The organism is Flavobacterium amniphilum, from assembly GCF_023634845.1.
In the GTDB taxonomy this organism is placed as follows: Bacteria; Bacteroidota; Bacteroidia; order Flavobacteriales; family Flavobacteriaceae; genus Flavobacterium; species Flavobacterium amniphilum.
Genome location: NZ_JAMLJL010000004.1, coordinates 19352 through 32578 on the forward strand (window position 1 = coordinate 19352; position 13227 = coordinate 32578).

At 37.4% G+C, this 13227-nt stretch carries 14 protein-coding genes; 2 read left to right on the plus strand and 12 right to left on the minus strand.

Annotated elements, in window-relative coordinates; translation table 11 throughout:
* The first annotated feature begins 17 nt into the window (after positions 1-17).
* A complete protein-coding gene (locus NAT51_RS05645; RefSeq protein WP_250596310.1) occupies positions 18-389 on the plus strand; it encodes a hypothetical protein in 372 nt (123 codons plus the stop codon).
* A 100-nt stretch (positions 390-489) separates the two neighbouring features.
* Here the strand turns inward: NAT51_RS05645 and NAT51_RS05650 are convergent, their stop codons facing one another.
* The 11 genes from NAT51_RS05650 to NAT51_RS05700 all read right to left on the minus strand — a co-directional run bounded on the left by NAT51_RS05650 (position 490) and on the right by NAT51_RS05700 (position 11375).
* On the minus strand, positions 490-1563 hold the full coding sequence (locus NAT51_RS05650; protein ID WP_250596316.1) for a sensor histidine kinase: 1074 nt from the start codon (positions 1561-1563) through the stop codon (positions 490-492).
* A 172-nt stretch (positions 1564-1735) separates the two neighbouring features.
* On the minus strand, positions 1736-3370 hold the full coding sequence (locus NAT51_RS05655) for an ABC-F family ATP-binding cassette domain-containing protein (RefSeq protein ID WP_250596317.1): 1635 nt from the start codon (positions 3368-3370) through the stop codon (positions 1736-1738).
* Positions 3371-3502: 132 nt separating this feature from the next.
* Positions 3503-4309: an alpha/beta hydrolase gene (locus tag NAT51_RS05660; RefSeq protein ID WP_250596318.1), complete on the minus strand. Its 807-nt coding sequence runs from the start codon at positions 4307-4309 to the stop codon at positions 3503-3505.
* 375 nt (positions 4310-4684) lie between these two features.
* Positions 4685-4906: a putative signal transducing protein gene (locus NAT51_RS05665; RefSeq protein ID WP_250596320.1), complete on the minus strand. Its 222-nt coding sequence runs from the start codon at positions 4904-4906 to the stop codon at positions 4685-4687.
* Positions 4907-4908: 2 nt separating this feature from the next.
* Positions 4909-5544 carry a DEAD/DEAH box helicase gene (locus NAT51_RS05670; RefSeq protein ID WP_250596328.1) on the minus strand — a complete coding sequence of 212 codons (636 nt, stop codon included), beginning with the start codon at positions 5542-5544 and terminating at the stop codon, positions 4909-4911.
* Positions 5545-5551: 7 nt separating this feature from the next.
* Complete coding sequence (locus NAT51_RS05675; RefSeq protein WP_250596335.1) at positions 5552-6715, minus strand: sigma-54-dependent transcriptional regulator; 1164 nt, start codon at positions 6713-6715, stop codon at positions 5552-5554.
* Positions 6716-6725: 10 nt separating this feature from the next.
* A complete protein-coding gene (locus NAT51_RS05680) occupies positions 6726-7163 on the minus strand; it encodes a hypothetical protein (protein ID WP_250596337.1) in 438 nt (145 codons plus the stop codon).
* Positions 7164-7260: 97 nt separating this feature from the next.
* Positions 7261-8568: an ABC transporter permease gene (locus NAT51_RS05685; RefSeq protein ID WP_250596344.1), complete on the minus strand. Its 1308-nt coding sequence runs from the start codon at positions 8566-8568 to the stop codon at positions 7261-7263.
* Positions 8568-9494, minus strand: coding sequence for an ABC transporter ATP-binding protein (locus NAT51_RS05690; protein ID WP_250596346.1), 927 nt, complete (start codon positions 9492-9494; stop codon positions 8568-8570). Before NAT51_RS05690 ends, NAT51_RS05685 begins: the two co-directional genes overlap by 1 nt.
* Before the next feature lie 144 nt (positions 9495-9638).
* The gene (gene dnaJ, locus NAT51_RS05695; RefSeq protein WP_250596348.1) at positions 9639-10757 is read right to left on the minus strand and encodes a molecular chaperone DnaJ; all 1119 of its coding nucleotides are present in this window, start codon (positions 10755-10757) and stop codon (positions 9639-9641) included.
* An 81-nt stretch (positions 10758-10838) separates the two neighbouring features.
* Entirely contained in the window at positions 10839-11375 is a 537-nt protein-coding gene (locus tag NAT51_RS05700; RefSeq protein ID WP_250596350.1) for a nucleotide exchange factor GrpE, read from the minus strand.
* A 185-nt stretch (positions 11376-11560) separates the two neighbouring features.
* On the opposite strand from NAT51_RS05700, the gene NAT51_RS05705 reads away from it, so the two are divergent.
* Entirely contained in the window at positions 11561-12223 is a 663-nt protein-coding gene (locus tag NAT51_RS05705; protein WP_250596352.1) for a YceI family protein, read from the plus strand.
* A gap of 29 nt (positions 12224-12252) precedes the next feature.
* Here the strand turns inward: NAT51_RS05705 and NAT51_RS05710 are convergent, their stop codons facing one another.
* Positions 12253-13161, minus strand: a complete 909-nt coding sequence (locus NAT51_RS05710; RefSeq protein ID WP_250596354.1) for a TIGR01777 family oxidoreductase — start codon at positions 13159-13161, stop codon at positions 12253-12255.
* Positions 13162-13227: the final 66 nt, after the last annotated feature.

The window sequence follows — 13227 nt, forward strand, 5'->3', positions numbered from 1 at the left end:
ATCTTAAAAAACAAACTATGAATAACGCTAAATGTATTTCATCAGGTATTCTTATGCTTTTTTGTTTTACATTATACGGTCAGAAAAATGGCTGTATCCCAAAAAATGTAGTAATGCGTTGTACATTATCCATACAATCTCAAAAAGACACTATATACACTCTAAATAATATTATTGTTGAAAAAAATACAATCAACAAATTAAACCCAGAAGATATAATCTCAAAAACGATTTTAGATAAGCAAAAAGGTTATGCATTATATGGATCACAGGGAAAAAATGGTGTAGTTATAATCAAAACCAAATTATCCAGACGGAAGATTACTAAAATAATCCGGGAGACGGAAGAAGGAACAAGAGCGGAAAAAATAATCGATACGATACAATAACATTAAAATCTGATTACAATACAAAACATCATAAAGCAAATAATGTTTCATAGTGTGTTTTTTGTTTGGTTGTAAACTCTGGATCTCCGGGGTTTGCTTTTTAAAACCTTATGAATACTTTGGTTCCTTCATCCGGAATACTTTCAAAATCAATTGTACAGCCGTTCAGTTCGGCGAAGCATATGACCAACTGCAACCCCATTCCGATACCTTTTTCATTTTCTGTCCCATTAGTTGAACTACAGTTATTCTCTTTAATACTATTGATTTTTTCTTCAGACATTCCAACTCCAGAATCCTGAACAACCAATGCATTATCTTTGTAATATATCGATATATCACCACCGGTTGGTGTAAATTTAATGGCATTGGACAGTAAGTTTCGGATGATGACCGTCATAATTTCCAAATCACAGTCTTTGGTTGAAAAACCTTGTAAATTAATTTGCACATTTATGCTTTTGTTCTGGATCATGCTGCTGTAACAATCAACAACATTCCGGGCCAGTCTTTGATAATCAATGGCAATGGGAACTATCGAAATCGTGTTAAAATTAAGTCTCGTCCAATTAAGTATTGTTTCAATCATCCCCAGCAGCAAGTTGGACTCCTGGTAGATTACTTTGACCATTTCCTTGAACTCTTCATTTGTGATATCATTTTCTGTCACCATGGAAGAAATAGCAGACAGATTAGCGATGGGATTTCTCAGGTCATGACCTAAAATGGAAAGCATCCGTTCGTTATTGTGATTGATATCGGTTAATTTTTGCTGCAGAATAACCTCATTGTTGATATCGACAAAAGCAAGAACGAAAAAGTTTTCCATGAAGAACGTTTTGACTTCGTACCATTTTTCATCTCTGTCTTTAGGTTTTAAACGGACTTTGATTTTGACTTCTTTTTCGTTATTTATGATGGCTTTCTCAATCTTCTCATTCCATACCTGTCTGATTTCGTTGCGGTAATTTTCGTCAGGGTACAACAATTCGTACCAGGTATCCACATCGGGTATATCCTGAACAGTATAGCCAAATTCCTTCACCAGATTTTCATTAAAGAACAAGCTTTCGAAACTCGTATCATGTGTTTCGATTTCTGTAATGATAAACGGATAAGGTAAAAAATTGGCTACTTTTATGACATCTTCTTTTGACTTAAAAATAGGCTCCATAACTATTTTTCAAAAACTCCATTCTAAAATTAGTGATAATTCCTATAAATGGAAAAGAATCAAGTTATGATACCCACTTAAACGACTAAAAGCAATTTGATACTGATAACCTTACAAAATAAAAGGGACAAACCATAGAATTTGTCCCTTTTCGTTATTTGTTATTTATCTATTATTTTTCAATTTCTTTCAGGTTTTCCATCTTTTTGTATGCCAGGAATCCTTTGATGTCTTCGAAATGTTCTCTTACCCGTTTGTGACCAAATTCGAAAACCTTTTCAGCAAGACCGTCAAGGAAATCACGGTCGTGGGAAACAAGGATCAAAGTTCCGTCGAAGTCTTTCAAAGCATCTTTGATGATGTCTTTGGTTTTCATGTCCAAGTGGTTTGTAGGCTCATCCAGAATCAGGACATTCACCGGTTCCAACAATAATTTGATCATAGCCAGACGGGTTTTCTCACCTCCCGAAAGTACTTTAACTTTCTTCTGGATATCATCCCCTTTGAACATGAAGGCACCTAAAATATTTTTAATCTGTGTACGGATGTCACCTTCGGCAATGCGGTCGATGGTTTCAAAGATGGTTGCTTCACCGTCTAATAAGGCAGCCTGGTTTTGGGCAAAGTAACCTATTTGCGAATTGTGTCCAATCTCCAGCTTACCGCCGTTAAAACCGATTTCTTTCATGATCGCTTTGATCATGGTTGATTTACCTTCACCGTTTTTACCAACGAAAGCCACTTTTTGACCACGTTCGATTACCATACTGGCATTATTGAACACCACATGATCTCCATATGATTTAGACAATTCTTCCACGACGACAGGATATTGACCTGAACGCGGTGAAGGAGGAAATTTTAATTTCAAAGCAGAAGTATCTACCTCATCAACTTCAATAGGAACAATTTTTTCTAACATACGCACACGTGACTGCACTTGTTCCGTCTTTGAGAAAGTTCCTCTAAAACGTTCAATAAAAGCCTGATTATCGGCGATGAACTTTTGTTGTTCGTCGTACGCTTTCTGTTGGTGAACCCTTCTGTCTTTACGCAATTCGAGGTAATCCGTATACTTCGCTTTATAATCATAAATACGTCCCATGGTTACTTCAATGGTACGGTTCGTAATGTTATCGACAAAGGCACGGTCGTGCGAAATGACCATAACCGCTTTGGCCTGAGTGATCAAAAACTCCTCCAGCCATTGGATACTTTCCATGTCCAGGTGGTTTGTAGGCTCATCCAAAAGAATCAAATCCGGTTTTTTCAAAAGGATTTTGGCCAATTCGATACGCATTCTCCAACCTCCTGAGAATTCAGAAGTCTTACGGGTAAAATCTTCTCTTTCGAAACCTAAACCTTTTAATACTTTTTCAACTTCAGCTTCGTAATTCACTTCTTCGATTGAATAGAATTTTTCGGAAAGTTCAGAAACACGTTCAATCAACTTCATGTACGCATCACTTTCATAATCGGTACGGATCGTTAATTGCTCGTTGATATCATCAATTTCGGCTTTCATCCCCAACACAGCGGCAAAAGCTTTAGAAGCTTCTTCCATAACAGTTGAATCATCATTTAACAACAAATGCTGCGGTAAGTAAGCAATTACAGCATCACTTGGAGCCGAAATACCACCGCGTGACGGTTTGTTTTCACCGGCAACAATTTTCAACAAAGTCGATTTACCCGCTCCGTTTTTACCCATAAGGGCAATTTTGTCATTTTCATTAATTGCAAAAGTAACGTCACTAAAAAGTGTTGTTCCGCCAAATTCAACGGCGATATCATTTACTGTAATCATTTTTCCAGACTGTTAGATTGATAGATTGTCAGATTAATGGATGGTCTGACAAGCTGAATTTTGAAGGTGCAAAGATAGTTTTTTTAGTAATTAGTAACTAGTGATTAGTGAAGAGTAATTAGTGACTGGTAGTTAGTGATTGTCAATTAGTTTTTTTAGTTCTTCTTGATACTTTATATTATCGTTCATACCCAGATGACCTTGGTCTTCCAACAGAAAGAGTTTGTCGGATTTCTTTAAATATTGCTGTAGCTTTTCCGAATTTGCGGCAGCAATCATTTGGTCATCAACACCATGGAAGATTGTAATTTGTGATTTCGTTTTACCGATGTATTGATTGGTAGCAAAATCGAACTTTTTAAGAAAATCAGGAAAGAAAGGTGCTTTTTCGCGGGTTAATTCCAGAAAATTAAAATAGGGAGCCTGCAAAATCAATTGGTTGGGATGGTATTTTGAAGCCAGGAATGTGGCAGGACCAGTTCCGATGGAATAACCAATGACAATTACATTTTCATACCCTTTGCTTATCTTTTCATACACCAGACTGGCATCGTTTAAAACCTGTTTGCTGTTTTCGACAGCGCCGTCACTTTTTCCGAAACCGCGGTAATCCATGATAAAAAAATCATAGCCCAGATTTGTATACTGATTGGCGATTTTGCCCCAGGTATCGAGGGCACCGGCATTTCCGTGCAGGTAAAAAACCAAGCCTTTTGGGGCATTTGCTTTAAACAACAAGCCATGGATATTTGTATTTGCTTCAACGGGCGTATTGATTTCGGTGAAGTCACCGTCAAAATCAAAGGAGTAATTCTTGTCCAGTTTATAATGTATGAAAACCATTTCCTGCTGATTGAAGTAGACATAGGAAACATATAACAAATACAGTCCGCCAAACAAAACGGTCAAAGACAATAGAATAAATCGGATTAATTTCATTGGTAATTTTAAAAAAATAAAAGTACTTAAAAATAAATACTAAATAATGTTGGCTGTACAATAAAACATATTGGCTCCACAAGCAGCAATATTAACTTCACAATAGACAACAGAGGCTTCACAAGCAGCAATATTGACTTCACAATAGACAACAGAGGCTCCACAAGCAGCAATATTGACTTCACAATAGACAACAGAGGCTCCACAAGCAGCAATATTGACTTCACAATAGACAACAGAGGCTCCACAAGCAATAATAGAGGCTCCACAAGCAGCAATATTAACTCTCGACCCTATTAAATTAAAAAAGCTACCCTAAAGTAGCTTCTAATAATTGAATTGATTTTGTATTTCCTTTGAAACAGCAATAAAGGTTTAGCAAATCCTCAGATTTAAAGCACTTGCAATTTCTTTGGCCTTCTCCATATCTGCCTGCGCAACATACACATCGACGGTTTGGTTAAAAATTCCGAAGCCTGCAGAAATGGCTGACTGCACATTGTTTTTGGTCCAGCTCGCTATGCCTTCATCCTCCAGTTTAACCTGTAACGCCTGCGCGAGGATTTCACTTCCCGAAAAGATTTTCTCTGATTCCATTTCTATTCTTCTTCGTCTTCTTCATAATCATCGACTCCGAAAAGGAACGGTTCGATCATGATTTTATCGGCCATTACCTCCACCCTTTCTGTCAATTCTGCCGAAAAAAACAAGCGCTGTGTTTTTTCCACACTCAATGAAAGGCGTTGGATAATTGGTTCGTGTCTTAATTTGAAGATTTCATTAGCATCATCCACCACAAAAATCTTAACCGTATTCATGTTAAAACCGGCTGAAGAAAACATGGCATTGATTTTATTGGGTGTTCCGATCAGGACATCCATACCGGCCGAGATGATATTTTTCTCTTCGTCGATATCTGTTTTGTCATTTACCCCAATTACTCTAAGATTAGAGTACTTCCCGAATTTTTCGAATAGCTCCACCATTTCGAGTACTGCTTCTTTATCATTTACGACAATTAAAGCACGGGTAGATTCACCTTGTGGCTTTTCCAGTTTTTGGATAACGGTATAAGCGATGGTTGTTGATTTACCTTCACCATCCGGCATAATCACAACTGCATCGGCACCACTTTTCAGGGTACCCCAGCAATCTGCCTGCACATCTGTTGGATCTGTCAGACCGCATTCGACCAAGGCTTGTTGAAGATTTTGATTTATTTTTTTTAACTGCATATTACTTTTATTTTGACGCGAACAACTTCACGTCGTTTTCTGAAATTTCGCTACCGCCAAGAATGATAAGGCGTTCCACTACGTTTCTCAATTCACGGATATTCCCTGTCCAGTCGTATTCCTGTAGCAATTTAATCGCCTGTTTAGAAAACGTTTTTCTGGCACTTCCCTGTTCGTCAGCGATTTTAGCTGCAAAATGTTCGACCAAAGCCGGGATATCATCCCTTCTGTCATTCAGCGCAGGCACTTTCACTAAGATAACCGCCAGACGGTGGTATAAATCCTCGCGGAAGCGGCCTTCTTCGATTTCTTTCTTCAGATCCTTGTTGGTTGCCGCAACAACACGCACGTTTACTTTAATATCTTTATCGGCACCTACACGCTGGATCAGGTTTTCCTGCAATGCACGCAACACTTTAGCTTGTGCCGGCAGGCTCATATCCCCGATTTCATCCAGGAAGATTGTTCCGCCATCGGCAGCTTCAAACTTACCGGCGCGGTCTTTCACGGCAGAGGTAAAAGCCCCTTTAATATGTCCGAACAATTCACTTTCGATCAGTTCAGAAGGAATGGCGGCACAATTCACTTCGATGATTGGGCCTGAAGAGCGCTCACTTTTTTCATGGATTTGGTGTGCGACCAATTCTTTACCTGTACCGTTTGGCCCGGTAATCAAGACACGTGCTTCTGTTGGTGCCACTTTATCGATCATCCCTTTGATTTGGTTGATGGCTTCACTGTCCCCGATCATTTCGTAATTTTTCGAAACTTTCTTTTTCAGGATTTTGTTTTCCACCACCAGTTTTTTGCGGTCAAGCGCGTTTCGCACGGTATTTAACAAACGGTTCAAATCAGGTGGTTTGGAGATATAATCGAATGCACCCAGGCGCATTGTATTGACTGCTGTTTCCAGATCACCGTGGCCTGAAATCATGACCATTGGGATTTCCGGTTTGATTTTTTTTACGGCATCCAATACCTCGACACCGTCCATTTTAGGCATTTTGATGTCACATAAGATCAGATCATAGTCTTCATTTTTGACTTTTTCAAGTCCTTGTGCGCCGTCTTCTGCTTCCTCAACTTTATATGTATCGTTTTCCTCTGAAAGGATTTTTACCAAAACCCTGCGGATAGCCGCTTCGTCTTCAATGATTAGTATTTTCGACATTATATGAATCTTAATTTGTTGTAACTTTTCGTTTTACTCCTATTCCGGAATAAATAATGGTACTGTACTTATGGCTTTTCTCAAAATCAGTAATAAATAACAATCCGGCTTCTGTTTGACCTTTACCTTTTTTCACTCCGATTACCATATCACAGCATTTTTCTTTTGCCCTTGCCTTCAATTCTTTCAATACATCTTCATCGTTAGAATCGATTCCTCCTTCGGATTCTATCAAACCTATCCGTTCGTATTCAAAGTTTACCGGTTCACCTTCAAATAACAAATTAACTTCCAGTGTTGAATTTAAACAATTTTCTTCGGCAGGCTTAGTCCCGTCATTTTTTTTATCACTTAAATCGGTAAAAGAAGCATAAGCCCCATAACCAACACAAGATGTTAAATTAACCAATACGAATAATGCGGCTAATTTTTTCAGAATAACTTTCATTTTAATTTTTAATTTTTCAGCTGTAAAGATAAAAAGAGAAAAGGACAAAAGATAAAAACCTTTACATCCTTTTCCCTTGAAATTATTTAGTGACTGGTTAGTATTTTAACCATTTATACAATTCTTTCCAGGTTGGTTTTTTTCCGTACATCAGAATTCCCACGCGGTAAATTTTAGATGCGAACCACACTACGGCAAGGAACGTACCGAAAAGCAATACAATCGATAAAACCAATTGCCATACCGGTACTCCGAACGGGATGCGCATCAGCATTACGATAGGTGATGTTAGCGGAATCATGGAAAAGACAGTAGCTACGGTTCCGTGCGGATCATTAATAACGGTAAAGAAACCAACATAAACACCCAGCATCAAAGGCATGATGATAGGCAATAAAAACTGTTGTGAATCGGTTTCCGAATCGACAGCCGCACCAATGGCCGCATATAAAGAACTATACAGAAAATAACCTCCCGTGAAATAAACAAGGAAGAATAACACAGTGCTTAAAACCGGTATTTCATCATAATATAATTTTGCCTGGGCGGTTAGCGATGCCATAAAATTTCCGTTCCCCTGCATTTGACCCATTGCTTCGGCAGTGGCATGACTGTCCATTCCTGAACTGAAGAACAGAGAAGCTCCGAAGAACAAAATCAAAGCCAGCACAACCCAGATCATAAACTGCAGGATTCCTGCCAATGAATTACCGATGATTTTCCCCATCATCAATTGGAACGGTTTCACTGAAGAAATGATTACTTCAATAATCCTTGATGTTTTTTCCTCAATAACACTACGCATGACAAAATTTCCGTAGATGATGATAAACATCATGATCAGGTAACCGAATGAACCTCCGAAGATAACTTTGGTAATGTTTAAATATTTCAATCCTTCTTCACCTGAAAATTTAGCGATATGCAAATCCGAATCGACTTTGGCTTCTTCTATTTTTTTAGCGTCAAACCCAAGAGACTTCAGGTTATTTTTAGTTAACTGATTATCGATTACTTTTTCAATATCCGACACAAACTCAAGGCTTGGACTGTCATCGGAAATGTATTGAACCTTTGTTTTCAGTTCATTTGTATCGGCAACTTTCGGCACATATATTAATCCTTCATAATTTTTTGAAGCCGTATCTTTTGCCAGTTGCAAAGGCATTTTTGACAAGTCGACATATACAATTTCCTTAGTGTTTTTGAAATCAGGTTTTAAGATTCCCGCTTCATCATGAATAGCCACCTTAGTCACTTCATCTTTATTCATGTTAGCCAGATACCCTATAAAGAAAGACAAACAAACCATTAACAACGGACTCAGGAAAGTCATTACGATAAATGATTTATTACGCACTTTGGCAATAAATTCTCTTTTTATGATAAGTTTTAATACTCCCATTAGATCTGATTTGTAACTGTTTGAATAAAAATATCGTTCACACTTGGAATGTTTTCAGTAAAATGAGTCACCTGACCGTTTCGTGTCAGTACATTCAACAAATCATTCTGGGTATGGTTACCCAGGTCGATTTCCAATTTCAAATCCTCATTCAGTGATTTAAAAGTAGTTTGTCCCACGGTGAATTTTTGTGTCAGGTCATACATTAAGCCTTCCACATTTGAGCTCAAAATACCCACCTGGAATTTATTGGTACGGTATTCCTTTTTCACATCACTCAATTTACCTTCAATAAGCTTGTTTGATTTGTGGATCAGGGCAATATAATCACACATTTCCTCTACGCTTTCCATGCGGTGTGTTGAGAAAATGATTGACGTTCCTTTTTTATTCAATTCGATGATTTCATCCTTGATTAAATTAGCATTAACCGGGTCAAATCCAGAGAAAGGCTCATCAAGGATTAACAATTTAGGTTCGTGCAAAACAGTCACAATGAATTGGATTTTTTGCGCCATCCCTTTAGACAGTTCCTGGATTTTTTTATTCCACCAGCCTTCAATTTCAAATTTTTCAAACCAGTATTTCAGTTGTTTTTTAGCCTGGTCATGTGGCATACCTTTCAGTTGGGCCAAGTACAAAGCCTGTTCCCCTACTTTCATGGTTTTGTACAAACCTCTTTCTTCCGGCATGTATCCGATATACTGAACATGATTTGGTGCTAATTTTTCACCATCCAGAAAAACCTCTCCGGTATCCGGCATTGTAATTTGGTTGATGATACGGATTAACGAAGTCTTTCCGGCTCCGTTAGGACCCAATAATCCATAAATACTGCCTTGCGGTACTTGCAGTGAAACTGAATTCAAGGCGGTATAATCACCATACTGTTTCACTACATTTTTTACTTCAAGAATATTATTCATTGTCAAAGTTTGATTTGATTGAAGATTAAGCATTAAAGCCTTATTATTGTAAATTTACAGAAATTAGATACAGAAGTAGTCCTTTTGTTACAAAAAATCCCAACATTTTACAGTTGGGATTTAAATTATATCTGATTCAGTCTTTTAAGAAAACATATCTTTTACTTTCTCGAAGAATGATTTTTCTGATTTTTCAGGTTTCGGAATAAAGTTGGCATCTTCAAGGTTACTTTCGAAAAATTTCTTTTGCTCTTTTGAAAGGTTTTTCGGTGTCCACACATTAACATGCACTAATAAGTCACCGTTACCGTAACTGTTTAAACTAGGGATTCCTTTTCCTTTCAAACGGAGGATCTTACCTGACTGAATACCTTCTTCCAGTTTAATTCTCACTTTTCCGTTTACGGCATCGATATCTTTTGAAATACCTAAAACTGCTTCAGGATAGCTTATATACAAGTCATAATGAAGGTTTTCACCTTCACGTTTTAAGAATTCATGTTCCACTTCTTCAATGGCAACAATCAAATCTCCCGGAATACCGTTCCCCGGAGCATCATTACCTTTACCGGAAACTTTCAATTGCATGCCGTCAACTACACCTGCTGGGATTTTGATTGATACAGTTTCATCTTCAAGAATCATTCCCTGAGCATCTGCATTATTCGGCTTAGAATCGATGGTTTGACCTGTTCCGCCACATACATTACAAGGAGAAGCCGTTTGCATTCTTCCCAAGATTGTGTTCGTCACTCTTACAACCTGACCGGTACCGTTACAGGTTGGACATGTTTTGTAGCTAACTCCCTGAGCCTGGATTTTACGTTTTACCTTAACTTTTTTCTCGACACCGTTTGCGATTTCTTCCAAAGTCATTTTTACTTTGATGCGCAGGTTACTTCCTTTGGCTCTGCGTTGACCACCGCCACCGCCGAATCCACCGAATCCGCCACCGAAAGCGCTTCCGAAAATATCACCGAACTGACTGAAAATATCATCCATGTTCATATGATGACCGCCACCGAAACCTCCTGCACCGTCAAATGCAGCATGACCATACTGATCGTAACGTGCACGTTTATTGGCGTCGCTTAAAATCTCATAAGCTTCAGCTGCTTCCTTAAACTTTTCCTCAGCTGCTTTATCGCCCGGATTTTTATCAGGATGGAACTCAATCGCTTTTTTGCGGTAACCTTTTTTGATTTCAGCTTCAGTAGCTCCTTTGCTAACACCTAATATTTCGTAATAATCTTTTTTGCTCATAATATCTTAAAATTCCAAATTCCAATCTCAAAAACTCAAAATTCCTTTTCTTTTGGATCTTGGTTTTGGGATTAGTTATTTTTAGTTTCCTATTACCACTTTTGGGAAACGGATGATTTTGTCTCCTAACTTGTATCCTTTTTCCACTACATCAACGATTTTACCTTTCAAATCGTCACCTGCCGGAATTTGTGTAATTGCTTCTGCAAAATCAGCGTTAAACACATCGCCAACATTGATATCAACCAACTCCAATCCTTTGGAAATCAATGTTGATTTCAGTTTTTCCTGGATTAATTCAACTCCCTTCACCAATGCCTCATCTTCAGATTTAGAGATTTGTGACCATGCTCTGTCAAAATCGTCCAAAACCGGTAACATTGCCTGTAAAACTTCCTGTCCGGCAGTTTTGAAAAGCTCAATACGTTCTTTTGAAGTACGTTTCTTGTAATTTTCAAACTCTGCAAATAAACGCAAAAATTTATCTTTTTCAGCTGCTAATTCTTCCTGTAATTTTTCTTCAGCTGTCATTTCAGGATTAGTAATCTCTTGATTAGCAGAAACTTTTTCATTTTCCAATGCCTCTTTCTCGATATTTTCAGTTCCTTCTTGGCTCATATCTATTGATTCTTTTTTAACAATTATAATTCTTGTTTTCTGATTGCAAAAGTACTGCCAAAGCTTTAAAAATGCCAAATTGTCATTACTATTTTTATCAAATTCTTGTGAAGACCGATTAACTTGACTAACTTAGTGACAATAAATCTGTTGCAAGAATTTTTCAACCTCAAAAAAACACAACTATGAAAAAATTTTTTTTAAGCCTCGTTTTAATTTCGCTAATCACACTCAATTCCTGTAAAAAAGAAAAGACTGAAGAACAAAACAACACTGCCGTCGAAAGCAAAATAACCGCTGACGGAATTAAGTATACTATTGATTTGAACAATTCGATTGTAAACTGGTCAGGTTCAAAACCAACCGGAAAACATACCGGAACGATTAAATTCAAGGAAGGTTTTGTCACTGTTAAAGACACAGCCATTACTTCAGGAAGATTTTTTATTGACATGAACACTATTACAGTAACCGATTTAAAACCCGAAGAAGGAAAAGCAGATTTAGAAAACCACTTAAAAGGAACAGCAGAAAAAGACAAAAAGGATCATTTTTTCAATGTAAAAAAATACCCGACTTCTGATATCAAAATCACAAAAGTTGTTGAAAAGGATGGAAAGACACACATCTATGGTAACTTATCAATTAAAGGAGTAACCAAAGCAGTTAATTTCCCTGCCAAAATAAGCATAACTGAAAACGAAGTAATTATCAACAGTGAAAAATTGGTTTTAAACCGAACCTATTTTAATGTAAATTATGCCTCAAAATCACTTTTTGCCGATTTAAAAGACAAATTCATCAATGATGAAATCGAAATACAGGTTGATGTGAAATGCCATAAATAAAAAAAGCGCCTCAGGCGCTTTTTTTATTATTATTTATGAAACAGATTCTTTAAAGCAAAATCAAGGTCTTCAAACTGAAAATCAAATCCTGCATTTTGAATTTTGTTAGAACTGACTTTCTGACTTTCAAGCAGCAATGTATGCATTTCCCCAAGTATCAATTTTAAAAAGAATTTAGGAACATTGGGCAATAAAACCGGAACATCCAAAACTTGCGCTATTTCTCTGACTAACTGAGCATTGCTCACCGGATTAGGTGCAACCGCATTAAAAACCCCTGACAACTGGTTTTCCAAAGCGAATAAGAAAATTTCAGACAAATCCTTAATATGAATCCAAGACTGCCATTGCTTCCCTGATCCAAATGCCGATCCAAATCCCATGCTTATTGGCTTACTCATTTTAGGCAATGCACCTCCCTGAGCAGACAAAACCAAACCGATACGTATTTTACAGACTTTAATACCCAGTCTTTCAATTTGAGAAGCAGCATCTTCCCATTTTATCACAACATTTGACAAAAATGAATTTTCAAAACCTGTAAAATCTTCCGAATAAGTAACATCGGAATTACTGGGATACACACCTATCGCTGAAGCAGTAATAAAATGTTTAACCTGATTGGGATTGTTTTTCAGTGCGTTGTAAAGAAGATTAATGGCATTCGTACGACTTTCAACTATTTCTTCTTTATATTGCGATGTCCAGCGTTCCGAAATATTGGCGCCGGCTAAATTAATAACGGTTTCGACATCAATGAAGCAGTTTTCATCTATAATCCCTTCGGTGGGATTCCAGTAATAACCACGATAATTAGGCTGATGCTGGATTTTATCCTGAGATGTGGTCAGATAATTCACCTTTAAGCCATTTTTCAATAGCAATTCGGTAATTTCATTTCCTACTAATCCTGTCGCTCCTGTAATTAAAACCCGCATGTGTGAATTTTATTTCAAAATTACGACAGGAAATTCTTAACTAAATATTAATTGTAAGGATTTTAA